We start from the raw sequence: 25,102 nt of genomic DNA, 5'->3' as shown, positions 1-25,102 counted from the left end.
ACCTAGCAGTGACAGGAAAGTAAAGCTATACACGAAAATCAGAGAAGTACTGCAACGAAAAGCAGCAGTAGCTAGACCACTTTCTTATACATTTACAAAAGTGAATCAGATTGTTCGGGGATGGATAAACTACTTCCGCATAGGAAGCATGAAGAAGTTCATGAAAGAGTTTGGACAATGGTTGCGCCACAAGATACGTGTAGTCATAATCAAGCAGTGGAAAAAGCCAATGAGAGTCTATACGAATCTGCAGAGAATCAACAAGAGATTCAAATGCAATTTCACAGACGAAGATATATTGAAGGTGGCAAACACAAGGCTTGGACTATATCGACAATGTGGATTGAATGTAATCAACTTTATCATCAGTCCAAAAGTGCTGGCCATACAAAAAGCGGAAAGACCAGGTTTAGTCAATCCGCTGGAATACTATCTAAGATAGTTGTGATTTTAATACAAATGTAGCGCCGTATACGGAACCGTACGTACGGTGCAATGAGAGGGTCGAAGTAAATTATTTAATTTACTTCACTCTACTCTATTGTTGAAAACCCTTGTTATAACCATTAAAATAGTGAGGATGGAGGTAACTATGAATAAATTACCTGAAAAGTTAGTTTTATTAAGAAAGCATGCAAATTTATCACAGGGAGATATTGCTTCTAGGCTCAATGTGCCTGTGACTGAATATATGCAATGGGAAAATGGAAATAGCATCTGTTCTGTTGTCTTGTTGAAAAAAATGGCAGACATGTTTGGCATTACAGTGGATGATCTTGTAGATAATACAAAATCAATTGTGATTCCTGAACCAGCCATTGAACAGAGTGCTACGATTCCATTCAATGGTGGACAGGATATTAATGCCACACAGATGTATGATGGCTCTTTGCGTGACACCATGCAGACACAACAGTTTTCATCTTTGAATGACAAGAATGATCAAGATGATGATGGACATACAAGAGTAATGAATACATCTGATTTATCTAATGTTGAAGAAAAGGATGCTTCTCATTTATATGATGATGAAGATGAAGAAGAGGAAGTAAAACCCAAGAAGAAAAAGAAACCTGCATCTCCAATAAAGAAAAAACAGACAATGATTATTATTGGTGCAGTTGCGGCAATTGTAGTTGTGATTGCGGTTGTTTTATTGCTTTTTAATAAATCAGGATCTTCTTTGAATGTTGGAAATGATAATCGTATTGCATTGGGTGATACATATTCATTGTATGTTGATAACCAGGGAAATATTAAGAAGTATGGTAATTTTAGCTCAACTGAGAATTTCTCAACTGGTGTTCAAGTTGCGGCGTTTGATGATCATGCAGCAGTGTTATTGAAGAATGGAACTGTTATTTCTTCTGATGGCAATGCAGATGTGAAAGAATGGAAACATATTAAATACATTGCGGCAGGAAAAGATCATACTGTTGGTGTGACAGCTGAAGGTACAGTAGTGTGCGCTGGTAATGAAAGTGCATGTAAAGTATCTGAATGGAAAAACATTTCTTCTGTTTATGCTGGAAATGGATTTACATTAGGTTTAACAAACGATGGTGCAATCAAAGCATCCGGCAGTAATACAGATGCGGTAAGCAATCAATCAAATGTTAGACATATCAGTATTTCAGATAACTTGATTGCTTTAACAAAGAAAGATGGAAAAGTAACAATCTACCCTATTGGGTCTGCAGAATCGTTAGATACTGGTTCTTGGACGGATATCCAATCCGCAGCTGTTGGTAATAACCTGGTAGTTGGTTTGAAGAAAGATGGAACAGTGAATATTTCTTACAGTGATGAAGAAGTGGTGAATAAAGTATCTTCATGGAAGAGTATCAAGCACGTTGCTGCAAATGGATCTACTGTGATTGGTATTGATTCTTATGGAAAGATGCACGGAGCTGGTGATAATACATATAAACAATATGTAGATACAACAGAAGATGATACAAATAAACAAGAAGAAACATTAGGTGAAGTGAAGAACATTAAAGTAGACGTTACTACAGCGAATGTGGTGATTAAATGGGATACTGTTGAAAATGCTTCTTATTATGAAGTAAGCGTGAATACAGATCCAGAATCAAAGACAAAAACATCTTCAAATTCTACAAGTATTGCGACGTCTTCTCTGACAGATGGTCAATCTTATACTGTAACTGTTGTTGCAAAATCAGATGATGATAAAGTAAAAGAATCTAGTGCAACACATACATTTACATATACCGCAAAGACAGTGCAGCTCGCTACGCCAAGTGGTATTACAGCCAATACAACAGATGATGGCTCTTGGCTGATACAATGGACTGCAGTAGAGCATGCAACATCTTATAAGCTATCCATTGATGGCGGTCAGGAATTTGAAGTGACAGGAACATCTTATACAGATACAGGTATTGATGCGGAAGGTTATCATATGATTTCTGTGAAGGCTTGTTCAAATGAACCAACATACACAGAAAGTGATGCTGGTACACAAAATCTGGAATATAGATTACTTGAAAAGAAAATTTCACTGTCTTATTTTAATGGTAATGAAAGAGTTGCTGGACCTGTTGAGGTAACTGTAAAAGTCGGTATGACATATTCAAATGCTCAATTGGATTTGCTTGTAAATAGAAATGGTTATATAGGAAGTCAAGGTTATCAAATTTCTAATAACGAGGATCATCTAATTACAGCAGACAAAGGAAGCTATGATATTCAAGTGACTCCAGCAAACACACCAGTGGAAGGACCACAATAAGGAGGGGACATGGAAAAAGTTTGGTATTACATGAAAAAAGATAAATCAAAATATGGCCCTTACTCTGATAATGAACTGTGTGCTTTAATTCATCAGGGAATTATAGATGCAAATGAATGGATCTGGATGCCAGATATGAAGGGCTGGCTGAAGGTTGCAAATTCGATTTATTCTGTATATATTCCTGAAACAGAAGATGATTTAGGACTCTAGAGATTTTCTAGAGTCTTTTTTGTGGTATACTAATTTTGTTGAAACCGTAGATGGGAAATAGTAAAACTTCATACATTGTAAAAAGAGAAAAGTACAAGATGGTGTGAGTACTTATGCAATAGGAATTTGAATGCATCCTGGAGGGCTTTATCGATAATGTAGATAAGGACGTTAACTGCGTTAAAGTATATGAGAAGCAAGAAAAGTGGAACCACGTTAAGTAACGTCTTTTTAATAAGACGTTTTTATTTTGGAGGAAAAAATATGATTAAACTGTATAACTCAAAAACATTGAATGTTGAAGAATTCAAATCTATTAAAGAAGGTCATGTAGATATGTATGTTTGTGGGCCAACAGTCTACAACTATGCACATATTGGTAATGCTAGACCTATGGTTGTATTTGATGTATTGAAACGCTTGTTTGAAGCAGAAGGATATAGTGTTACGTATGTTTCAAACTTTACAGATGTAGATGATAAGATCATCAACAAGGCAATTGAAGAAAATACAACAGAAGCAGTTATTGCGCAAAGATATATTGATGCATATCAGGATGTTAGAAAAATGTTGAATACAGAAGTGCCTGATATTACACCTAGAGTTACAGAGACAATGGATGGTATTATCAGCTTTATTAAAGAACTTGTAGATAATGGAAGTGCATATGTTTCTGATAATGGAGATGTGTATTTCTCAGTTGAAGCTGATCCTGAATATGGTGAAATTTCTCATCAGAGATTAGATCAGTTAGAAGCTGGAGCAAGAATTGAAGTGAATGATGGCAAAAAGAATCCATATGACTTTGCGTTGTGGAAAAAAACGGATAAAGGTATTCAATGGGATTCTCCATGGGGGAAAGGCAGACCAGGATGGCATACGGAATGTGTTGTTATGATCAATCAGAACTTGGGTGAATATATTGATATCCATGGTGGTGGAATGGATTTGAAATTCCCTCATCATGAAAATGAAGCTGCCCAACAAGAATGCACACATCATAATGCATTGGCAAATTTCTGGGTGCATAATGCGATGATCAACATTGATGGTCAGAAGATGAGTAAATCTTTAGGTAATACATTGTGGGCAAAGGATATTGTTGAAAAGTTAGGAACAAATTTAACAAGATGGCTGATGAGTTCTGTTCATTATAGAAAAGAATTGAATTTCTCTGAAGAAACAGTAGAAACTGCCAGAAAAGAACTGGACAAAGTATTGAATCCTTTAAAGCAGGTGGATATTAAATCACAATTAGCTTCTGCATCTTTTGATGGTTATGACGAAGTAAGCTATCGTTTATTCTTGGATCAGCTGGATGATGATTTAAATACACCAAATGCATATACAGTTATTTTTGATACTGTAAAGAAAATCAACCAAGGCTTACGTACAAAGGAACCAGACTGGAATACAGTGATTGGACTTAGAAATTCTGTAGTGAAGATGCTTTCTGTACTAGGTATCGTTGTAGATAAAGTTGTATTAGATGAAGAAGACAAAGCGCTATTTACAAAGTGGAATGAAGCAAAAGCAAATAAAGACTGGGATGGTGCAGATCAGTATCGTAATGCTTTGATCGCAAAGGGTTTAATGTAATGAATGTAAACAGTTGTTCAGGCAGAACATTAGCATTCCTTGGGGATGCGGTATGGTCTCTTGTGGTAAGAGAATATTTAATTGAAAATGGCGAAGGAAAAGGAAAAACATTACAAAAAGACAGTATTGCGATGGTGAGTGCAAAATCACAGGCGGCTTTCTATGATGCACTGCATGAAGCTAATATTCTTACAGAAGAGGAAGAAGCAGTATTCCGCCGTGGCAGAAATGCAAATACGGGTGCAACGCCTAAGAGTACAGATGTACAGACATATCGTATTTCAACTGGTTTCGAAGCTATTTTTGGCTATTTGAAGTTAGAAGGAAAACAAGAAAGGATACAGGAACTGTTTCAAAAGGTTCTTACATTGAAAAAGTAATATGTATATTTATGGAAAAAATCCTGTTAGACAATTATTTCTGGAACATAAAGAAGTGAAAGAAATCTTTCTGGCAGTGAATGACAAAGAATTAGAATCTCTTGCACAAAGAAACCATGTTCGTATAAAAAGAACAGATAAAAAGAATCTGACAAAATTGACAGGCAGTGATAGACACCAAGGTGTTGCGGCAGAAGTGAATGACTACAAGACATATTCTTTGGAAGAAATCATGCATGTTGAAAATGGAAAACATGGATTATTGATTCTTTTGGATGAGTTAGAAGATCCACATAACCTAGGGGCAATTCTAAGAAGTGCAGATGCCATTGGCGCAACGGGTGTCATTTTCAAGAAAACACATGCGGTTGGCTTGACACCAACAGTAGCGAAAGTTTCTGCAGGTGCCATTGATACTGTGAAATGTGCAGCAGTTACTAATTTATCTCGTGCAATTGAAACACTTCAGAAAAATGGCTGGTGGGTCGTTGGTACAGATATGAATGGTCAGGATTATCGTCAATTGAAGTATGATTTCAATTGTGTGCTTGTTATCGGAAATGAAGGTAAAGGTATTTCTAGACTGATTAGAGAAAAGTGTGATTATGTTGTGAAGATTCCAATGGTTGGAAAGATTGAATCATTGAATGCTTCTGTATCTGCAGGTGTATTGATGTACGGAATCTTCAATGCAAGAAATCCACTTTAATTTTCAACAATTCAGTGTTTATAAAAGACAGTTTTCCACAGTGAATACTGCCTTTTTTCTATAAAAAATGAACTGCGATACGACACAAATATTTGTTTTTCTTGTGTAAAAATGTTTATACAAGAGGAAGATAATATGAACAACACAAATATTTATGAATTACTATATCTGTATCATTCTGGAAGTTTGATTGCCAGGGAGTGTATTAAAAATGAAATGAATGAGTACCTGAAAATATGGGTATATAAAAGAACGGGTTTTAATTCACATACACAGTCATACAAAGAAGATTTGTATCAGGAAGCACTTTTAGCGTTATATGAAGCAATGGATTCCTATCGAGATGATAAAAAGGCATCTTTTGTAACCTATACAAAATATCTTGTGGATTGCAAATTAACGAATTTCATTACGAGAACGATCCATAATCGAAGTGTACCTTCTGAATTTGTGATGTCTTTAGATAAGCTGATTGCGGATGAATGTGAAATGATTGAAACGGTTGCTACGTCGGATAGTCTTTCCATGCCGGAATATAGACTTGCTTTTATAGAGTGTAAAGAACAAGTGGATAAAGCGTTGTGTTCATTAGATGTAAAAGAAAAAGATGTATTATACGCATGGCATGAGGGTATGTCTTATGAGGAAGGGTGTGCAAGATTGCATATGAGTCGTAAAACATATGATGGAAAATTGCAGAAGGTTAAAAAGACAATTCGTAGAGCTTGCGCAATCAATAAAACGCTGCAACGTGTATGAAATTAATTGCTTTGATTGCTTTGATGTGATAGAGTATTAAAGCATTTGAAGGAGTTTTTCGTAATGGCAAAAGAAGATAAAGCTATCCTGGCTTGTGAAGTGTGTCTTTGTAGAAATTATACAACACATCGGTCAAAGAAGAACAATGGCAAACGATTGGAGCTTAGAAAGTATTGCCCGCATTGTGGGAAAGTGACGCTCCATAAGGAAACAAAATAGGAGGTTTCCATATGACAGATGAAAAAAAGAAAGTAAATAAACAGAAGAAAGATCATTGGTTTTCATTCAGTGGTATTCGTAAAGAAGCTAAGAGAGTAAGATGGCCACACTGGAAGAGTGATGGACAGAATAATCCTGGTATTCTACAGAATTCAGGTGAAGTAATTCTTTTTACTGCTTTTTTCGCAATTTTCTTTGTACTTTGTGAATTTGGCGTAACATTCTTATTGAAGTTAATTGGTATTGGAGCATAAGAATATGACAGAAATGGAAAATGCAGATTTATTGAACGATGAAGAAGTAAAGCGCTGGTATGTTGTAAATACATATTCCGGTCATGAAAATCGTGTTAAAGATAATCTTGAAAAGCGTGTTGAATCTATGGGAATTCAGGATTGCTTATTCAGAATCTTAGTTGCTGAAGAACCAGAAATTGAAATCAAGGGCAATAAGAAGATTGAAAAGATGCATAATCTTTTCCCTGGCTATGTCTTTGTTGAAATGAAGATGACAGATGAAGCTTGGTATGTTGTTAGAAACACACCAGGTGTAACTGGATTTATTGGATCTAGCGGTGGCGGTGCAAAGCCATTCCCTGTTTCTCCTGATGAAATGGAATCTATTCTTAGAAGAATGGGTCAATCTGACAAGAAAGTTATCGTTGATTTTGCGGTTGGCGATACTGTTAAGATCTTAACGGGTCCATTCCAGAATATGGAAGGAACTGTTTCTACAATGAATGATCAGACACAGACAGCAGATGTATTGATCAATTTATTTGGAAGAGAAACACCAGCAACAGATATCAGCTATAACGATATCGAAAAAGTAGTAGAATAAGGCACAGAATGTGCCTTTTTTCTTGACAGAGAAGAAGTGGTGAAGTAGTATATTTGAGCACGTTAGTGCATCTTTTATGTATGCGTGGGAGAAAGAAGTAAACTTTCGATGACCACTGCATGCGGATTTTCTAAATAGGAGGAAACCACATGGCAAAGAAAATTACAAAAATTTCTAAGCTTCAGTTCCCAGCTGGTGGCGCTAAACCAGGTCCAGCTCTAGCTGCAGCAGGAATCAACATGCCTCAGTTCTGTACAGCATTCAATGATCAGACTAAGGACAGAAAAGGTGATATCGTTCCAGTTATCATCACAGCTTATGAAGACAAGTCTTTTGAATTCGTTCTTAAGACAACTCCAGCAGCAGTTCTTTTAAAGAAGGCTGCAGGTATCCAGAAGGCTTCTGGTACGCCTAACACAGTTAAGGCTGGTAAGATCACACAGGCTCAGTTAAAGGAAATTGCTGAGTACAAGATGCCAGACTTAAATGCAAATGATGTAGAAGCAGCAATGAAGATTATTGCTGGTACAGCTCGTAACATGGGCATCGTAGTGGAGGGTGAATAAGCATGGCAGGTAAGAAGTACGCAGCTGCTCTCTCACAGGTAGATCGCAGCAAAACATATGATTACAAGGAAGCAATCACACTTGCTAAGAAGATTTCTTCCACAAAGTTTGATTCTTCAATGGAAGTTTCATTCTTCTTGAATGTAGACCCAAGACAGGCAGACCAGAACATCCGTGGTGCTATGGTACTTCCTAATGGTACAGGTAAGAGCCAGAAGGTTCTTGTTATCACACAGGGTGCTAAGGAAGAAGAAGCTAAGAATGCTGGTGCTGACTATGTTGGCGGTGCTGACATGCTTGAAAAGATCCAGGGTGGATGGTTCGACTTCGATATTATTGTAGCTACACCAGACATGATGGGCCAGCTAGGTAAGTTAGGTAGAGTTTTAGGTCCTAAGGGATTAATGCCTAACCCTAAGACAGGTACAGTTACAATGAACGTAGCTCAGGCTATCGATGAAATCAAGAAGGGTAAAGTTGAATACCGTGTTGATAAGGACGGTAACGTAAATGTAATGTTCGGTAAGGTATCCTTTACTGAAGAAGCATTAAACGAAAACTTCAAGGCTCTTTTTGATCAGATCAGCAAGGTTAAGCCAAACTCTGTTAAGGGTGCTTATATCAAGAAGATTACAGTATCCACAACAATGGGTCCTGGTATCAACGTTACAGTTGAATAATCTAACTAAGAGAAACTTCGGTTTCTCTTTTTTTCATACTTCTTTCACAGTTATTACATAATTTCAACACATTTCATCGGTAGTATATAAACATCAGATAGGGATATCTGAAATCAGTTTTCATAAAATTTTTCTCCCGAGAAAAGATCACACATAAAATGTGTGGTCTTTTTGATGGAAGTGACTATAATGATAATCATATTAGTTAGAGGTATTAAACTATGCTAGATGAAAAAAGAATGAATCGTGTATTAGAAAAACTAGATACAGATCAAATGCTAATTACAGATCCTTTTGCCATTTATTATTTAACTGGAAGATGGATTTTTGCGGGTGAAAGATTTCTTGGGCTATTAATTAAAAAAGGAAAAAAACCGATTCTTTATTTGAATGAATTGTTCCGTTTTGATGAAGATCTTGGCGTCACAAAGAAAATGATTACAGATACAGATTCTGTTGCTGAATTGCTGAAATATGATGTTGATCCAAATAAAGCATTAGGTGTAGATAAAACATTGGCAGCTAGATTCTTACTGCCTATGATTGATGGTGCAATTGCATCAAAATTCATTAATGGTTCTCTTGCGGTAGATCATGCAAGAGCAATCAAGGATGAAGAAGAAATTGCTTTGCTGAGAGAAAGCAGCCACATCAATGATCTTGCAATGGCAGAATTTAAAAAGCTTCCAAAAAGCGGAATTACTGAAATTGAAGTTGCGAATCAGATGCTGGATATTTATAAAAAACTTGGTGCAGAAGCGTATTCTTTCTCTCCAATTGTAGCGTTTGGCGTGAATGCAGCCGATCCTCATCATATGCCGGATGAAACTGTTCTTCATGAAGGTGAGACGGTGTTGTTTGATGTTGGATGCAAATATCATGAATATTGTTCTGATATGACTAGAACATTCTTCTTTAAAGGTACTCCAACAGAGGAACAGATGAGAATCTATCATCTTGTACGTCAGGCAAATGAAGATGCAGAAGCATATGTAAAGCCTGGTGTTAGACTGTGCGATATTGATTCAAAAGCAAGAGATGTCATTACTGCGGGTGGATATGGAAAAGATTTCACGCATAGACTTGGGCACTTTATTGGAATTGAAGACCATGAATATGGAGATGTTTCTCAGGGATTTCAGGATATTGTTGTTCCAGGCAATGTCTTCTCTATTGAACCAGGTATTTATCATAAAGAAACAATGGGCGTTAGAATTGAAGATTTGATTCTTGTTACTGAAGATGGTCATGAAGTGTTAAATCATTATTCTCATGAATTAGAAATTATTGAGTAAAAGAAAAGCTTATCCAAGATGATAAGCTTTTTAAATAGTTACTTTTCAATTGAGTTTATGAAATTTAACAATACGTCACAATAATGTTTGTTATCTTCTGCGAAGCACATATGCCTAGCGCCATCAAACAATTCCCATTGAGCATCTGAGATACGATCAAACATTGTTTTAGCGACAAGTGGAGTACATAAATCGTTTGTTCCGGACATGATTTGTGCTGGTACTTGAATTTCGGGTAAACGATCAATATATTCAAAATTTTTTAAAGAACCTGTTGGATTGTATTCATTTGGACCCCATCCGTATAAATATGCCTCACTTCCGTTTTTCTTTGTACGCGTTAAGCATTCGGGATCTGTATCTTTGATGTCTGCACAATGCAGTTTCATGAATGTATCGTTTGCCTTTAGATATTCAGGTTTATCCCATATGTTATTCTTTTCGGCAAATGCAATCGCATCTTGATCTTTTTTTGACATCAGTGAAATTAAACGATGTTGTTCATGTGCCCATAAAGAAGAGGATGGTAATGTGGAAGAAAGGATAATACCTTTAATACCCTCTGGTTTTCTTTCAATCAAATACTGGATAATCAGCATTCCACCCCATGACTGTCCTAATAGATATACTTCATCTAAGTGCAGATGTTTACGTAATGCAATGAGTTCATCAATCCATGTATCAGCGTTCCATAATTCTGGATGACCATCTAAATAGCTGTTTCCACAGCCAATTTGATCGTAAGAAATAACTTTTCTTCCACTGTCAGCAATACAGTCTAACAGTTCCATGTAATTGTGTGTTGATCCAGGTCCACCATGAATCAAAACAATTGGTGTTTTATCTCCACCGTTAACGATTCGATAATATGTTTTGTAATTTAAATATGGCATGTAGCCTTCTGTAATTTTTCTCATAGATGCTATTGTAATACAAAAAAACGACTTTTTGACATAAAAAAGCGAAATTCTATTGACACACTCAAAATATGTGGTAACATAATCACGCGTTATCAAATACCATAGACAGTAACGGCGGATGCTTAATTATGTTACCGAGGTGAATGAAAGTTATTAAATAAAACAAACTTTTTAACCCTCGTGAATTCCGCGAGGGTTTATTTATGCGTATGCGATAACTAGAAAAGAAAGGTGATTGAATGAATCAGACTGTTTTAGAAGGTAAGAAGACTGTTGTTTCTGAAATCGAAAACAAGTTTAAGAATTCAGGTTCCACTGTTGTCGCAGAGTACCGTGGACTCAGCGTAGCTGAAGTTACAGAACTCAGACGTGCATTAAGAGCTGAAGGCGTAGAAATGAAGGTATATAAGAATACTTTAGCTTCTATCGCTGCTGATAATGCAGGTTTCGGTGAATTGAAGGATTCTTTAACAGGTCCAAATGCGATCGCATTCGGTGAAGATGAAACTGCAGCTGCTCGTGTAATGGCTAATTTTGCTAAGAAGCACGAAGCACTTGTACTTAAGGCAGGTATCGTTGAAGGTAGGGTAGTTGATACAAATACTATCAAGGAACTTTCTGCACTGCCAAACAGAGAAGGCATGCTCAGTATGTTGTTATCTGTATTGAATGCTCCTGTTACATCATTTGCTCGTGCAGTAAATGCTGTTGCTGAAGCAAGACCAGCTGATGGAGCTGCTGCTCCAGCTGCTGAAGAAGCACCAAAAGAAGAAGAAGCTGCTACAGAAGCAGCTGCCTAAGGAGGAAAATTAAAATGGCAAAGTTAACACAAGATGAAATTCTTGCATATTTAGATGAAGCAACAATTCTTGAACTCAATGAACTCGTAAAAGCAATCGAAGAAAAGTATGGCGTTTCTGCTGCTGCTCCAGTTGCTGTTGCAGCTGCTGCTGATGCAGGTGCTGCTGCTGAACCAAGCACAGTAACAGTTACATTAAAGGAAGTAGGCGCTACTAAGGTTGCAGTTATCAAGGCTGTTAGAGAAATCACAGGTCTTGGACTTGTTGATGCTAAGAAGCTTGTTGATGGCGTTCCAGCTGAAATTAAGAAGGACATTGCTCCTGAAGAAGCTGCTGAAATCAAGAAGAAGCTTGAAGATGCAGGCGCTGCTGTTGAAGTTAAGTAATTAATTTCATAAAACAAAAAGAAAAGATTTTGAAAGGCCGAATGTTTGTTCGGCTTTTCGACAACTAGAAAGGATTTAGTTATACGGCACATTATTATACCGACAACCGAAATCTGCCAAAAAACCGGAAGGATCATTCTTTCCGGTTTTCGGGCATCTTATTCACCTTTACAACTGATAATGGTGTTTTCTCAAAAACAGGGATCGATTATGGCTCTGAAGTATTACTGAAATCTGTATGCCGAGAACCAATCGAAGGAAAGGTCTTGGATATGGGATGTGGGTATGGCACACTTGGAGTTGTCATACAAAAACTAAACCCTTCCTGTTCTGTTGTCTCTGTTGACGTAAATCCTAGAGCTGTTGAACTAACAGGAATCAACAGTCAACAGAATGGCTTGGATTTAAATGCGTTTGTTTCAGATGGATTTGAATCTGTGGAAGGAACATTTGATCACATTGTTTCTAACCCGCCAATCCGTGCAGGGAAGAAAGTGATTTATAAAATGTTTGAAGATGCATACATGCACTTGAATGAGGGTGGTTTATTTACAATTGTCATCCGTAAACAGCAAGGTGCAGAAAGTGCGGTAAAAAAATTAAATGAAATATTTAACAATTGTGAAGTTATTGACCGTGATAAAGGATATTGGATTTTGCAAAGTTCGAAATTGACGGGTTGATGGACTTATGTTACTATTGTAAATTGTAAAAAAGTCGAATATGTGGGTAGGGGATTTATGCCCTTTTTCGGCGTTTAGCGGTGCTACGAAAGGATGGTTATATGGAAAAAACAAAAACATACCATGACGTGCATTACGGTAATAAAGCTGTACGTAGAGATTATTCAAAGATTTCTTCCGGATTACCAATGCCAGATTTAGTTGGAATTCAAACAGATTCTTATGAATGGTTTTTAAAGGACGGCATCAGGGAAGTATTTAATGATATCTACCCTATTTCAAACTATAGCAAAGATATCCGCTTGAAATTCCTTGATTATGAATTTGGCGAACCAAAATATTCAATTAACGAATGCAAGTACAGAGAAACAAATTACTGTGCTCCTTTAAGAGCAAAAATGGAACTCGAAGTTGAGGATTCTGAAACTCATGAAGTAATTACAAAGTGGGAAGAAGTATTCTTGGGCGATTTTCCATTGATGACACCTACAGGAACATTCATTATTAATGGTGCAGAACGTGTTATTGTATCTCAGATCGTAAGATCTCCAGGTGCTTATTTTGATATTGCTACAGATGAAAGAAGTGGTAGAGATACATATACATGTGAGCTCATCCCTTCAAGAGGCACATGGCTTGAATTCATGTCTGATGATAAGAAGGCAGCATTAGGCAGAATTTTAAATGTATCTATTGATAGACGTAGAAAGGTTCTTTCCACAATTTTATTCAAGGCTATTGGTATGAGCTTGAATGAAGAAAAGGGAGAAGATGCTTTTGATACAACAAAGATGGAAAAATTCCTGAAAGCATTGAACATGGAAGTTCATGATGATGTTGTTGTACCAGAAGAAGAAAGAAAGTTCCAGAATGATTACATGCTTCTTTATACTTCTGTATTTGGAAACTATGAAGAAGTAAAAAACACTTTAAATGCTGATAAGACTGAAACAACAAATGATGCTTTGTTGACAGTGTATGAAAACCAGAGAGCCGATGAAATCGCTACTGTTGAAGGTGCATTGAACTTAATGGATGCAAAATTCTTTGACTATAGAAGATATGATTTAACAAAGGCTGGTCGTTATAAGACACGTAACAAGTTGAATATTCTTGATCGTATGTTGAATCATACAATGGCTGAAGATCTTATCGGTGCTGATGGAAATGTACTTGTTAAGAAGGGTACTTTCATCAACAAAGAATTAAGAAATGAATTAAGAGATGGAATCAACAAGGGAATTGCATTAAAAGCATTACCATTTGTTCATAAATTCTCTCATCCATGTACTTTAGAAGTTTCTACAAAGGACTATTATGCATTAGTTGGCAGAGTATTAGCTGATGATCTAGATGGCGAAACAGATAGAACTGAACTTGAAGAAGGTACAGTAATTACTCTTGAAGATGCAAAGGCTATTGCAGCTGAATTTGAAACAGTTAAAATCTACACAGGTATCGTAGCACAAGAAGTTAAAGTAAATAACAATAACATCAGTGCAGTATTGGATCTTGGTTCTAGACTTTATGTTGTTGCAAGAGCAACAGAAAATGGTGCTGATCTTTGCGACGAAGATGGTGAATACCTCATTCCTAGATATCTGCCTGATTTCTCAGTAGATAAGATTTCAAATGCTACAAGAGAAGCAATTATGTCTGAAGCAACAAAGAGCCAGGATGTTTCTATCTGGCTTGTAGGTGCTGCTGTACAGGAAGTAAAGGTTAATACAGAAGATGGTCATCCAGTTCAGTTAATTGGTATTGACCCATTAAATGAAAAACACACAATTACAATCAGTGATATGTATGCTTTATATAACTATGAATTAACAATGTTTGATGGTGTTGGAAGCCAGGATGACATTGATATGCTTGCTAATAGACGTATCCGTACTGTTGGTGAGCTGATTCAGAACCAGTTCAGAATTGGTTTAAGCCGTATGGAAAGAGTTGTTAAGGAAAGAATGTCTATTGCTGAAGTAGCTAACCTTACACCAAAACTCTTAACAAACACACGTCCATTAACTGCAGCAATTAAAGAGTTTTTCTCTTCATCCCAGTTGTCGCAGTTCATGGATCAGGAAAACCCACTTGCAGAATTATCTAACAAGAGACGTATTTCCGCATTAGGTCCAGGTGGTTTGACACGTGAAAGAGCTTCTTTCGAAGTACGTGATATTCATAACTCTCACTATGGAAGAATTTGTCCTATCGAAACACCTGAAGGTCCAAACATCGGTTTGATCAACAACTTAACTACTTATGCTAGAGTCAATGAATATGGTTTCATTGAAACACCATATAGAAAAGTTGAAAAAGACGGTACATTAACAGATGAAATCGTTTATATGGATGCTAACGAAGAATATGATCACGTTATTGCACAGGTAAACGAAATTCAGGATGGTAAGCTTGTTGGTGACCAGGTCGTTGCTCGTATCGCTGGTGAAACTGTCATGGTTGATAAAGAAGACGTAGATTTCGCAGATGTATCTCCAAGACAGACAGTATCAGTTGCAACTGCTTGCGTACCTTTCCTTGAAAACGATGACGGACACCGTGCTCTTATGGGTGCGAACATGCAGCGTCAGGCAGTTCCTCTACTCAACCCACATTCTCCATATGTTGGAACAGGTATGGAACATGCTGTAGCACGTTATTCTGGTGCAGCTGTTGTTTGTACAGGTGAAGGTGTTGTTACATACGTTGATGCAAACAAGATCATTGTTGAAGAAGACAATGGTAAAGAAAAGATTTATGATTTGATTTCATTTGCTAGATCAAACGCTTCTACTTCTATTATTCAGAAGCCAATCGTTTGGGATGGTGAAAGAGTTAAACCAGGTGATATTCTTGCTGATGGTCCATCTATGCAGAACGGTGAATTAGCATTAGGTCAGAATGTCACTGTTGCCTTTATGACATGGCATGGTTACAACTACGAAGATGCAATTATCATGTCTGAAAGAATGCAGTCAGAAGATTTCTATACATCCGTACATATTGAAGAATATGATATTGAATGTCGTGAAACAAAACTTGGTTCTGAAGAAATTACGAGAGATATTCCTAACGTTAGCGAAAGTGCTTGTAAAAACCTCGATGCTAGAGGTATCGTCAGAGTTGGTGCTGAAGTTAAGGAAGGTGATATCTTAGTTGGTAAGGTTACACCTAAGGGTCAGTCTGAAATCTCACCAGAAGAAAAGCTGTTATTAGCAATCTTCGGTGAAAAGAGTAGAGAAGTTAGAGATAACTCCTTGAAGGTACCACATGGTGGTGCTGGTATCGTTCATAGCATTCGTGTATTTAACCGTAAGGAAGATCATGAACTTGCACCTGGTGTAAATGAAATGGTTAGAGTTTACATCGTTCAGAAGAGAAAGATTTCTGAAGGTGATAAGATGGCTGGTCGTCACGGTAACAAGGGTGTTATTTCAAGAATCAATCCAGTAGAAGATATGCCATATATGGAAGATGGTACTCCAATTGATATCATGCTTAATCCATTCGGCGTTCCTTCTCGTATGAATATCGGTCAGGTATTAGAGTTGCACTTAGGTATGGCAGCAAAGAGCCTTGGCGTGAAGTTTGCTACTCCAGTATTCGATGGTGTATCAAATGAAGACTTAAAAGACATCATGGCAGAAGCTAATGTTTCTCCAGATGGAAAATATGTATTACATGATGGACAGACAGGTGAAGCTTATGATGAAAGAATCTCTGTTGGTGTTATGTATATGATCAAGCTTGCACACATGGTCGACGATAAGTTACATGCTCGTGCAACTGGTCCATATTCTCTTGTTACTCAGCAGCCATTAGGTGGTAAGGCACAGAATGGTGGTCAGAGATTCGGTGAAATGGAAGTTTGGGCTCTTGAAGGTTATGGTGCTGCACATACATTGCAGGAAATCCTGACTGTTAAATCTGATGATATCATCGGACGTACAAAGAGCTACGAAGCTATCGTTAAGGGTAAAGATCTTCCTGAACCAGGAATTCCTGAATCATTCAGAGTTATGGTTCACGAATTACAGGCTCTTGCATTAGACGTTCGTATGATGGACGATGATGGCAATGAGATGGATCTCAAGCAGATGGAACAAGAAGAATTGAAAGAAGAAACAAAGATTGACCTGAACCGTCAGCAGTATGTAAATGACGCTGAAGAGAGTGGTCTATTAACAATTAAAGAAGGTCTTGAAGAAGACATTCCAGAAGCAGCAGTCGTAGGTATTGACGATGATGCTGATTCAGATGAATAAGGAGGATGAAGTCAGATGAATATCAACAATTTTACAGCGATTAAAATCGGACTTGCATCACCTGAAAAGATCCATGAGTGGTCTTATGGCGAAGTAAAGAAACCTGAAACAATTAACTACCGTTCTCAGAAACCTGAGAAGGATGGTTTATTCTGCGAACGCATTTTCGGTCCTCAAAAGGACTGGGAATGTGCTTGTGGAAAGTATAAGAAGATCAGATACCAGGGTGTAGTATGTGACAGATGTGGTGTTGAAATCACAAAGAGCAGTGTTCGTAGAGAACGTATGGGTCATATTGATCTTGCTGCTCCTGTTGCGCATATCTGGTATTTAAGAGGTATTCCAAGCCGTATGAGCTTACTTCTGAATGTTGCTCCTAAGCAATTGGAAGAAGTTGTATACTTCGTTAGCTGGATCGTTACTGATCCAGGTGACACGGATCTGAAATACAAGGATATCTTATCTGAAAAGCAATTAAGAGAAGCTACTGTCAAGTTTGGTCCTGGTTCATTCTCAGCACAGACTGGTGCAGAAGCAATCAAAGTATTACTTGAACAGTGTGATGTTCAGGGTGAATATGAATCAATTCAGAAAGAACTTGAAAAAGCTACAGGTGAAAAGCGTAAGAAGTTAATCAAGAGACTCGAAACAGTCGAAGCTTTCTTGAAATCTGATAACAAGCCAGAGTGGATGGTATTAACAACATTACCTGTTATTCCACCTGATTTAAGACCTATGCTTCAGTTGGATGGTGGCAGATTTGCTACATCCGATCTGAATGACTTATATAGAAGAGTTATTACAAGAAACAATCGTTTGAAGAAACTTTTGGAACTTGGTACTCCTGCTATTATTGTTCAGAATGAAAAGAGAATGCTTCAGGAAGCTGTTGATGCATTGATTGATAATGGACGTCGTTCTAAGCCTACAACAGGTGCAGGTGGACGTGCATTAAAGTCATTGTCTCATTCCTTGAAGGGTAAACAAGGTCGTTTCAGACAAAACTTATTAGGTAAGAGAGTAGACTTCTCTGGACGTTCTGTTATTGCAATTGGTCCTACATTAAAGATGAGTGAATGTGGATTACCAAAGGAAATGGCAATTCAGCTATATAAACCTTTTGTTATCAACGAACTTGTTAATCAGCGCATTGCTACAAACTCAAAGACAGCTGAAAAGTTAATTGCTAAACAGGATCCAAGAGTTTGGGACTGCGTTGAAAAGGTAATTGATGGTCATCCAGTATTCTTAAACCGTGCGCCTACACTTCATAGATTAGGTATTCAGGCATTCTTCCCTAAATTAGTTGAAGGCCGTGCTATCCGTGTACATCCATTAGTATGTCCTGCGTTCAACGCTGACTTCGATGGTGACCAGATGGCTGTCCATCTTCCATTAGGTGAAATGGCTAGAGCCGAAACAGAAGTATTAATGCTTGGTGCAAATAACATTCTTGGTCCTAAGGATGGTCAGCCAATCGTTACGCCTGGACAGGACTTAGTACTTGGTAACTTCTATTTGAATATGGAAGAAACACAAGAAGAGTTCTATAACAAGGCAGACGCATTGGACAGATTAAATGAACCTGTTGAAGCTGAAAGATGGAGAAGATATGGTGATAACGAAGGTCATGTCTTCAAGGATAGAAATGAAGTATTAATGGCATACCAGGTTGGTGTTGTTCACCTTCATTCTAGAATTGCTTTACCAGCAAATGCTGTTGGTAAGACTTGTTTCAGTCAAGAACAGAATCAGAAGTATTTAATTACAACTGTTGGTAAGATTATTTTCAATAATGCTATGCCTGCAGATTTCCCATATGTTAATGAATGTACAAGTGAAAACCTGCGTCGTACACCTGATGAAGACTTTGTACCAATGGGAACAGATATCAAGAAGGAAATTGCTTCTCGTAAATTACATAGTGAATTCAAGAAGAAGGACCTTGGTAATTTAATTGCGGCAATCTTCGCTAAGTACAAGAATGGTAATGGATTTGTTGATTCAGATACTCCAAGAACATCTGATGTATTGGATAACTTGAAGAATCTTGGTTACCAGTACTCTATGATTGCTGGTATGACAGTAGCATTATCTGATATTTCTGTTGCTCCTCATAAGGATGAAATGGTTGCTGAAGGTCGTAAGAAGGCTGATGTATTGAACCATTTAAGAGACAGAGGTTTATTAACACCTCAAGAATGGGAAGCACAATTCCAGGTAGTATGGAATGATGTTAAGGAACAGGTCGGTGACTCCTTAATGAAGTCTTTACCAAGAATGTCTCCTATTAATATGATGGCTGTATCTGGTGCGCGTGGTAACAAGAACCACTTTACACAGTTAGCTGGTATGCGTGGTCTGATGGCACGTCCTATCCAGTCTAAGACAAAGGGTTATCAGCCAAGTATTATCGAAGTTCCTATCTACTCTTCATTCCGTGAAGGTATGACAGTTGCTGAATTCTTTATGTCATCACACGGTGTACGCAAAGGTCTGACAGATACTGCCTTAAAGACTGCTGAATCTGGTTACTTGACAAGAAGACTTGTCGATGTTGCCCAGGAAGTCGTTATCACAGAAGAAGACTGCGGAACAGAAAAGGGCTATTTAGTAGATGGTTCAAAGGCATATACAGATCAGCTTGGAAACGTTAAGGAAGACACATATGGTGCTCTTTATGACAATAAGAATGGTTCTATCATTGAATCAATGAAGGATAGAATTTCCGGTTACTATACTGCTAGTGATGTCATTGATCCTCAGAGTGGTGAAGTCATTTGTGAAGCAGATACATATCTTACAGACGATATGGCTGCAGCAATTGCTAAAACACACGCAAAGGTACTGATTCGTAACGTATTTACTTGTGAAGCTGAAAATGGCATCTGCCGTAAGTGCTATGGTAGAAACATGGCAACAGGTAACCTTGTTGAAGAAGGCGAAGCTATTGGTATTATGGCTGCACAGGCTATCGGTGAACCTGGTACACAGCTTACAATGAGATCCTTCCACTCTGGTGGTGTAGCTACTGCCGGTGGTGATATTACACAGGGTCTTCCTCGTGTAGAAGAATTATTCGAAGCACGTACACCTAAGGGTGTAGCTGTTATTTCTAAGATTGATGGTGAAATCGTTGATATTAGAGACAATGACAACAATACTGGTCGAATTGTTACAGTTGCTAACGAAACAGAATCTATTGAACATAAGTGCGACCTTACACAGATTATTCGTCCTTGGATGAAGGTTGGTACAACAGTACACGCTGGTGAAAAGTTAACTGAAGGACAGATTGCTCCTAAGGAATTACTTGAAGTTGCTGGTGTTGCTGCAGTTCAGGAATATATCTTGAAGGAAGTACGTAAGGTATATGCTTCTCAGTCTATCGATATTTCTGATAAGCACTTGGAAGTTATGATCAAACAGATGATGAAGAAAGTTATCGTTATTGAACCAGGTGATTCTGGATTGTCTGCTGGACAAACATTATCACTTCATAACATGAATACAATCAATGAAGACTTGCTTGATGAAGGTAAGGCTCCAGCTAAGTTTGGCCCTATCATGTTAGGTATTTCTAAGTCTGCAGTAGAAACAGATTCATTCTTATCCGCTGCTTCATTCCAGGAAACAACAAGAGTTCTTACAGAAGCTGCAATCAAGGGTAAGGTTGACCATTTGGAAGGCTTGAAGGAAAATGTCTTGATTGGTAAGTTGATCCCTGCTGGTACAGGTAGAGACTTTGACCGTGATACGTCAAGAATGATCAATCAGCTTGCTCAAGAAATGATTGATGCACGTCATGAAAGAAACGCTAGACTTCAGGAAGAAACAGAACCAACGCTTCCAGAAGATGTTATCGGTACAAGTAGTGACCGTGATGATTCAGACTCATTTGAAGACTAAAGAAAATTAGACTCCGTTTTACGGAGTCTTTTTCGCTAAAGGAGAAAAGATGAATACAATCATAAATTTTGTTGGCATTTTAATTGTTTTGTGGATTGTTCAGTATTTATTTATGAAAAATAAAAAACCTGTAGAGCAATCATTAAAAAAAGAAAAGTTAATTGGAGAAAGAGTATTGGTTACTCGAGAACAGTTTCCTGATGTTGAAGTGAATCTTTATCGATATGATAGTGAGAAACCTGTTGGTTTAGTAGTTGTTGCGCATGGTGGTGCATTGATCAATGGAGATGCAGACATGACAGATTCTTTCTGTGATACTTTGCGAAATGATTGTAAGTGTTGCGTGGCTTCAATCAATTATAAAAAACTAGCACAGCAGAAGCCACCATATCAGCAACAGGAAATTATAGACGTTACACAATACTTTATGAAAAATGCATCTAGTTATAATCTTCAGACTGGCAATGTAGTCATGGTCGGTTTTTCTGGAGGAAGTTATTTACAAATTGGAGCTGCTTCGATATTAATGGATTTTCAATTAAGAATAAAAGGACTTATAGCTTTTTACCCAATGTTGGATGATTCTATTATCAAATTGACAGATATGGGGTATTTAAAATATCCAATTACAGTTGTAACTGCCAATAATGCTCAGGAAAATAAAATGGTAGACACGTGGTGCGAACATATGGACCAGGCAAATGTTGAATATGAAAGAAAAGAATATACTGATGCAATACAAGGATTTATTGAGTATAATTTTTCAGAATATCTGAGTGATGCAAGTTTTAAAAGAAATTTAAAATCATTTGATGAAGAACAGAAAGATATGGCGCATGCATGCATGATGTGGCTTGAAAATACAATTGAAAGGTTGCTTTATGAAGAAAAATAGTCACATATTATATTGGCTGTTAACAATATTAATTGTTATGACAGCACTCAATACCTGCATTCGTCAAAGTGTATGCACTACATTAGCAGAATGGGAAGTAGGAAAAGCATTTGTTTTTAGAATGAATGATGTGATTGATGAATATTATGGCAGTGAAGATACAGATAAACTTGTTGCGTTGCAAAATGAAATGCTTCAGGAAAAAGGAATACAGAAAATAACAGGAATCTATATGGATTATGCAATTAATTCAACAATCAAAGAAGCAACAATTCAAGATACAAGCAAAGAAATTCAAAATATCGTAAAAGAATCAGTATCCCTGATTGAAAAGAAATTGAATGTCAAAACGGATCAATCGTTTAGACAAGACTTAGAAGAACAGTGTGAAAATGGAGAACAGGTATTGCATGAATATATTGATAGTTCTATAGAATATGCAAAACAATTTCGAATTCCATTAATCATTTCGAGCCTGTTTTTAATGAATATTTATAGAAACTTATATATTGTTCTTTCTGTAATGCTACTAACAGTTACCTGCTATTTATCAGATAGAAAAATATGGATGAAAGAAATCACAAAATGCTTTTTGATTGCAAGTATCTGTGTTGTTTTCTTTAGTGTTTGCGGTGGAGGAATTGGAATGTATTTATCCAATCACTTTTTAGGTAGAACACAAATATTTAATAAAACGCTATTTTTTACAACTTGTTGTATTATGGCTTTATTATACGTTTTTCTTCAATTCATATCGAAAAGACTTCGTTCGTGAAGTCTTTTTTTACACAAAAAATAATTTTCATACATTTTCATGAGGTATATAATTTAAAAATATTTTTTGAAAGGAGATTTTCTATATGTGCGGAATCGTTGGATATAACGGTAATCAACAGGCAGCACCTATTTTGTTGAAGGGCTTAGAAAAATTAGAATATAGAGGCTATGATTCAGCAGGTTTGTCTGTTCGTAATGGAACTTCAGATACTGAAATTGTCAAAGCCAAGGGAAGATTAAAAGCTTTGGCTGAAAAAACAGACGATGGAAAAGCAATGAAGGGAACAATTGGCATTGGTCATACCAGATGGGCAACACATGGAGAACCAAGCGAAAAAAATGCACACCCTCATTGTAGTGATGATCATAATGTAATAGGCGTTCATAATGGTATTATCGAAAACTATCAGGAATTAAAAGAAAAATTATTACGTCATGGATATACTTTCTATTCACAGACAGATACAGAAGTAGCTGTGAAACTGATTGATTATTATGAAAAGAAATATAATCAAGGACCATTATATTCTTTAACACACGCAATGCAGAGAATTAGAGGTTCTTATGCATTGGCAGTCATGTTTAAAAATTATCCAGATACTATCTATGCTGCAAGAAAAGACTCACCAATGGTAATTGGGATTGCTGAGGGAGCAAGTTATCTTGCTTCTGATGTTACTCCAATTTTAAATTATACAAAGACTGTTTATTATATTGGAAATGAACAAGTTGCTGAATTGAATAAAGGCAGTGTGAAGTTCTTTAATTTAGATCAAGAAGAAGTTGAAATTGAACCAAAAGAAGTAACTTGGGATGCAGAAGCTGCAGAAAAAAATGGCTATGAACATTTCATGATCAAAGAAATTCATGAGCAGCCAAAAGCTGTAAAAGATACATTAAAATCAGTCCTTAAAGATGGAAAGATTGACCTAAGCGAAGTAGGTATTGATAAAGAAACAGCGGAAAAATTGAATAATATAATTATTGTCGCATGTGGATCTGCATATCATGTTGGAGTTGTTGGACAGTATGTTATTGAATCAGCTTCCAGAATTCCAGTACGTGTTGAACTTGCATCTGAATTTAGATATAGAGATCCGATTTTGAATGAAAACGATCTTGTTGTAGTAATTTCTCAATCTGGAGAAACAGCTGATTCATTGGCAGCATTACGTTTGGCAAAAAAGATGAATATAAAAACACTCGGCATTGTAAATGTTGTAGGATCTTCTATTGCTAGAGAAGCAGACTATGTATTTTATACATTGGCAGGACCTGAAATTGCGGTTGCCACAACAAAAGCATATAGTGCACAATTGATTGCAATTTATGCATTGGCAATTCAGCTTGGAAAATATAGAGAAATAATTGATGAAAATCGATATACATCATTAATTGAAGAAATGGAAACTCTTCCTGAAAAAATGGAACGTGTACTTTCTGATAAGGAGAGAATTCAGTGGTTCGCAAGTAAATATGCAAATGCACAAGATATGTATTTTATTGGCAGGGGTATAGACTATGCAGTTTCTCTAGAAGGCTCTCTTAAAATGAAAGAAATATCATATGTTCATTCAGAAGCATACGCAGCTGGGGAAATTAAACATGGACCTATCTCGTTGATAGAAGATGGAACGCTAGTAATCGGAATTTGCACGGACAAAAAACTATTTGAAAAAACAAGAAGCAATATGGTAGAAGTAAAGTCTAGAGGTGCATATTTAATGGGATTGACATCATATGGCAATTATTCCATTGAAGACACGGCAGATTTTACAGTATATATTCCACAAACTGATCCATATTTCACAACATCATTGGCAATTATTCCTTTACAGTTACTTGGATATTATTTATCAGTAGCAAAAGGCTTAAATGTTGATAAACCAAGAAATTTAGCAAAATCAGTGACGGTTGAATAAAAAAACTATTCGAGTAACAGCGTTATTGAATCCAGATGTGGAATCTCTGAAATTCTGCTATGCGAGAAAACAGTATATAAAAATGAAAAGAGATAAGAAATAAAAGTTATTTGAAAAATGATTTTATTCTTATCTTTTTCTTTTGCCTGATTAAAAGAGTAACATAAATGTTAAATTTGTAAGCAAAGCAAAAAAGCAAAGCAAAAAAGTTACTATTCACCGATAAACAAAAATAAATAGAACAGGTAACCGATACTTAACAGTATCAGATCCTGTTCTGTTTTTTCAGTTTGCAATTATTTTTCATAACTGACCACCTGATTCAAAAAAGTTCAGAAATCTCTTTAGTGTCCGCTTTTTAATACAATAAAATCATATTGCTGGATATACACTTTAACTGCGAGGTAAAAGTATATGTTTAAATATAAAGATAAAAAACCATCTATGATTGAATTTACTAGAAAGTATGCAAACAATGATCAGGCCTGTGAAGATTTCTTCTTTCATGCCAAGTATCCTAACGGTTACTA

At 36.7% G+C, this 25,102-nt stretch carries 22 protein-coding genes and 1 other annotated feature; of the genes, 21 read left to right on the top strand and 1 reads right to left on the bottom strand.

The annotated features are described in order from the left end of the window. The 13 genes from ACTND6_RS06730 to ACTND6_RS06670 all read left to right on the top strand — a co-directional run. A partial coding sequence (locus ACTND6_RS06730) for a group II intron maturase-specific domain-containing protein (protein ID WP_441023019.1) occupies positions 1 to 442 on the top strand: 442 nt, incomplete at its 5' end. A 150-nt stretch (positions 443 to 592) separates the two neighbouring features. Beyond that, a complete protein-coding gene (locus ACTND6_RS06725) occupies positions 593 to 2,755 on the top strand; it encodes a helix-turn-helix domain-containing protein (RefSeq protein WP_441023017.1) in 2,163 nt (720 codons plus the stop codon). A gap of 9 nt (positions 2,756 to 2,764) precedes the next feature. After that, complete coding sequence (locus ACTND6_RS06720) at positions 2,765 to 2,968, top strand: GYF domain-containing protein (protein ID WP_441023014.1); 204 nt, start codon at positions 2,765 to 2,767, stop codon at positions 2,966 to 2,968. 264 nt (positions 2,969 to 3,232) lie between these two features. Then, the gene (gene cysS / locus ACTND6_RS06715; protein WP_441023012.1) at positions 3,233 to 4,567 is read left to right on the top strand and encodes a cysteine--tRNA ligase; all 1,335 of its coding nucleotides are present in this window, start codon (positions 3,233 to 3,235) and stop codon (positions 4,565 to 4,567) included. Then, on the top strand, positions 4,567 to 4,947 hold the full coding sequence (locus ACTND6_RS06710) for a ribonuclease III domain-containing protein (protein WP_178176985.1): 381 nt from the start codon (positions 4,567 to 4,569) through the stop codon (positions 4,945 to 4,947). Before cysS ends, ACTND6_RS06710 begins: the two co-directional genes overlap by 1 nt. A gap of 1 nt (position 4,948) precedes the next feature. Further along, positions 4,949 to 5,656, top strand: coding sequence for a 23S rRNA (guanosine(2251)-2'-O)-methyltransferase RlmB (rlmB, locus tag ACTND6_RS06705; RefSeq protein ID WP_441023010.1), 708 nt, complete (start codon positions 4,949 to 4,951; stop codon positions 5,654 to 5,656). Between the two features lie 135 nt (positions 5,657 to 5,791). Next, positions 5,792 to 6,415 (top strand): sigma-70 family RNA polymerase sigma factor, encoded by a 624-nt coding sequence (locus tag ACTND6_RS06700; RefSeq protein WP_441023008.1) that lies wholly within the window; start codon positions 5,792 to 5,794, stop codon positions 6,413 to 6,415. A 63-nt stretch (positions 6,416 to 6,478) separates the two neighbouring features. Then, entirely contained in the window at positions 6,479 to 6,634 is a 156-nt protein-coding gene (gene rpmG, locus ACTND6_RS06695; protein ID WP_178176982.1) for a 50S ribosomal protein L33, read from the top strand. Positions 6,635 to 6,645: 11 nt separating this feature from the next. Then, positions 6,646 to 6,888: a preprotein translocase subunit SecE gene (locus ACTND6_RS06690; protein ID WP_178176981.1), complete on the top strand. Its 243-nt coding sequence runs from the start codon at positions 6,646 to 6,648 to the stop codon at positions 6,886 to 6,888. Positions 6,889 to 6,892: 4 nt separating this feature from the next. Next, positions 6,893 to 7,474 carry a transcription termination/antitermination protein NusG gene (gene nusG, locus ACTND6_RS06685; RefSeq protein WP_441023005.1) on the top strand — a complete coding sequence of 194 codons (582 nt, stop codon included), beginning with the start codon at positions 6,893 to 6,895 and terminating at the stop codon, positions 7,472 to 7,474. A 149-nt stretch (positions 7,475 to 7,623) separates the two neighbouring features. Continuing rightward, positions 7,624 to 8,040 carry a 50S ribosomal protein L11 gene (gene rplK, locus ACTND6_RS06680; RefSeq protein WP_178176980.1) on the top strand — a complete coding sequence of 139 codons (417 nt, stop codon included), beginning with the start codon at positions 7,624 to 7,626 and terminating at the stop codon, positions 8,038 to 8,040. Between the two features lie 2 nt (positions 8,041 to 8,042). Further along, positions 8,043 to 8,720, top strand: a complete 678-nt coding sequence (gene rplA / locus ACTND6_RS06675; RefSeq protein WP_441023003.1) for a 50S ribosomal protein L1 — start codon at positions 8,043 to 8,045, stop codon at positions 8,718 to 8,720. Between the two features lie 221 nt (positions 8,721 to 8,941). Further along, the gene (locus ACTND6_RS06670) at positions 8,942 to 10,015 is read left to right on the top strand and encodes a M24 family metallopeptidase (RefSeq protein WP_441023001.1); all 1,074 of its coding nucleotides are present in this window, start codon (positions 8,942 to 8,944) and stop codon (positions 10,013 to 10,015) included. Positions 10,016 to 10,053: 38 nt separating this feature from the next. Here the strand turns inward: ACTND6_RS06670 and pepI are convergent, their stop codons facing one another. Continuing rightward, positions 10,054 to 10,932, bottom strand: coding sequence for a proline iminopeptidase (gene pepI / locus ACTND6_RS06665; protein WP_441022999.1), 879 nt, complete (start codon positions 10,930 to 10,932; stop codon positions 10,054 to 10,056). 84 nt (positions 10,933 to 11,016) lie between these two features. Continuing rightward, positions 11,017 to 11,146 (top strand) — a sequence feature (ribosomal protein L10 leader region). Positions 11,147 to 11,174: 28 nt separating this feature from the next. Here pepI and rplJ point away from each other — a divergent pair. The 8 genes from rplJ (at position 11,175) to glmS (ending at position 24,572) form a co-directional block, all read left to right on the top strand. Further along, entirely contained in the window at positions 11,175 to 11,735 is a 561-nt protein-coding gene (gene rplJ, locus ACTND6_RS06660; RefSeq protein ID WP_441022997.1) for a 50S ribosomal protein L10, read from the top strand. A gap of 14 nt (positions 11,736 to 11,749) precedes the next feature. Then, complete coding sequence (rplL, locus tag ACTND6_RS06655) at positions 11,750 to 12,121, top strand: 50S ribosomal protein L7/L12 (protein WP_178176976.1); 372 nt, start codon at positions 11,750 to 11,752, stop codon at positions 12,119 to 12,121. Positions 12,122 to 12,234: 113 nt separating this feature from the next. Then, positions 12,235 to 12,804 carry a class I SAM-dependent methyltransferase gene (locus ACTND6_RS06650; protein ID WP_441023021.1) on the top strand — a complete coding sequence of 190 codons (570 nt, stop codon included), beginning with the start codon at positions 12,235 to 12,237 and terminating at the stop codon, positions 12,802 to 12,804. A gap of 101 nt (positions 12,805 to 12,905) precedes the next feature. Further along, positions 12,906 to 17,069 carry a DNA-directed RNA polymerase subunit beta gene (gene rpoB, locus ACTND6_RS06645; protein ID WP_441022995.1) on the top strand — a complete coding sequence of 1,388 codons (4,164 nt, stop codon included), beginning with the start codon at positions 12,906 to 12,908 and terminating at the stop codon, positions 17,067 to 17,069. Between the two features lie 15 nt (positions 17,070 to 17,084). Beyond that, entirely contained in the window at positions 17,085 to 20,978 is a 3,894-nt protein-coding gene (gene rpoC / locus ACTND6_RS06640; protein WP_441022994.1) for a DNA-directed RNA polymerase subunit beta', read from the top strand. Positions 20,979 to 21,027: 49 nt separating this feature from the next. Beyond that, positions 21,028 to 21,873 carry an alpha/beta hydrolase gene (locus ACTND6_RS06635; protein ID WP_441022992.1) on the top strand — a complete coding sequence of 282 codons (846 nt, stop codon included), beginning with the start codon at positions 21,028 to 21,030 and terminating at the stop codon, positions 21,871 to 21,873. After that, the gene (locus ACTND6_RS06630) at positions 21,860 to 22,648 is read left to right on the top strand and encodes a hypothetical protein (protein WP_441022991.1); all 789 of its coding nucleotides are present in this window, start codon (positions 21,860 to 21,862) and stop codon (positions 22,646 to 22,648) included. The genes ACTND6_RS06635 and ACTND6_RS06630 overlap by 14 nt, the downstream gene beginning before the upstream one ends. Before the next feature lie 85 nt (positions 22,649 to 22,733). After that, positions 22,734 to 24,572 carry a glutamine--fructose-6-phosphate transaminase (isomerizing) gene (gene glmS / locus ACTND6_RS06625; RefSeq protein WP_441022989.1) on the top strand — a complete coding sequence of 613 codons (1,839 nt, stop codon included), beginning with the start codon at positions 22,734 to 22,736 and terminating at the stop codon, positions 24,570 to 24,572. The last annotated feature ends 530 nt before the right edge of the window (positions 24,573 to 25,102 follow it).

Origin of the sequence: Bulleidia sp. HCP3S3_C9, from assembly GCF_052064035.1 — a bacterium.
In the GTDB taxonomy this organism is placed as follows: domain Bacteria; phylum Bacillota_I; class Bacilli_A; order Erysipelotrichales; family Erysipelotrichaceae; genus Bulleidia.
This window is presented reverse-complemented; position numbering and strand designations above follow the sequence as displayed.

What these genes read in the sequence shown, in the direction of transcription:
- rplA (WP_441023003.1), top strand. Translation starts at nt 8,043, where the DNA reads ATGGCAGGTAAGAAGTACGCAGCTGCTCTCTCACAGGTAGATCGCAGC.
- ACTND6_RS06690 (WP_178176981.1), top strand. Translation starts at nt 6,646, where the DNA reads ATGACAGATGAAAAAAAGAAAGTAAATAAACAGAAGAAAGATCATTGG.
- ACTND6_RS06725 (WP_441023017.1), top strand. Translation starts at nt 593, where the DNA reads ATGAATAAATTACCTGAAAAGTTAGTTTTATTAAGAAAGCATGCAAAT.
- ACTND6_RS06720 (WP_441023014.1), top strand. Translation starts at nt 2,765, where the DNA reads ATGGAAAAAGTTTGGTATTACATGAAAAAAGATAAATCAAAATATGGC.
- pepI (WP_441022999.1), bottom strand. Translation starts at nt 10,932, where the DNA reads ATGAGAAAAATTACAGAAGGCTACATGCCATATTTAAATTACAAAACA.
- rplK (WP_178176980.1), top strand. Translation starts at nt 7,624, where the DNA reads ATGGCAAAGAAAATTACAAAAATTTCTAAGCTTCAGTTCCCAGCTGGT.
- rplJ (WP_441022997.1), top strand. Translation starts at nt 11,175, where the DNA reads ATGAATCAGACTGTTTTAGAAGGTAAGAAGACTGTTGTTTCTGAAATC.
- rplL (WP_178176976.1), top strand. Translation starts at nt 11,750, where the DNA reads ATGGCAAAGTTAACACAAGATGAAATTCTTGCATATTTAGATGAAGCA.
- glmS (WP_441022989.1), top strand. Translation starts at nt 22,734, where the DNA reads ATGTGCGGAATCGTTGGATATAACGGTAATCAACAGGCAGCACCTATT.
- rpoB (WP_441022995.1), top strand. Translation starts at nt 12,906, where the DNA reads ATGGAAAAAACAAAAACATACCATGACGTGCATTACGGTAATAAAGCT.
- ACTND6_RS06630 (WP_441022991.1), top strand. Translation starts at nt 21,860, where the DNA reads ATGAAGAAAAATAGTCACATATTATATTGGCTGTTAACAATATTAATT.
- rlmB (WP_441023010.1), top strand. Translation starts at nt 4,949, where the DNA reads ATGTATATTTATGGAAAAAATCCTGTTAGACAATTATTTCTGGAACAT.
- ACTND6_RS06700 (WP_441023008.1), top strand. Translation starts at nt 5,792, where the DNA reads ATGAACAACACAAATATTTATGAATTACTATATCTGTATCATTCTGGA.
- ACTND6_RS06635 (WP_441022992.1), top strand. Translation starts at nt 21,028, where the DNA reads ATGAATACAATCATAAATTTTGTTGGCATTTTAATTGTTTTGTGGATT.
- rpoC (WP_441022994.1), top strand. Translation starts at nt 17,085, where the DNA reads ATGAATATCAACAATTTTACAGCGATTAAAATCGGACTTGCATCACCT.
- rpmG (WP_178176982.1), top strand. Translation starts at nt 6,479, where the DNA reads ATGGCAAAAGAAGATAAAGCTATCCTGGCTTGTGAAGTGTGTCTTTGT.
- nusG (WP_441023005.1), top strand. Translation starts at nt 6,893, where the DNA reads ATGACAGAAATGGAAAATGCAGATTTATTGAACGATGAAGAAGTAAAG.
- ACTND6_RS06670 (WP_441023001.1), top strand. Translation starts at nt 8,942, where the DNA reads ATGCTAGATGAAAAAAGAATGAATCGTGTATTAGAAAAACTAGATACA.
- cysS (WP_441023012.1), top strand. Translation starts at nt 3,233, where the DNA reads ATGATTAAACTGTATAACTCAAAAACATTGAATGTTGAAGAATTCAAA.
- ACTND6_RS06710 (WP_178176985.1), top strand. Translation starts at nt 4,567, where the DNA reads ATGAATGTAAACAGTTGTTCAGGCAGAACATTAGCATTCCTTGGGGAT.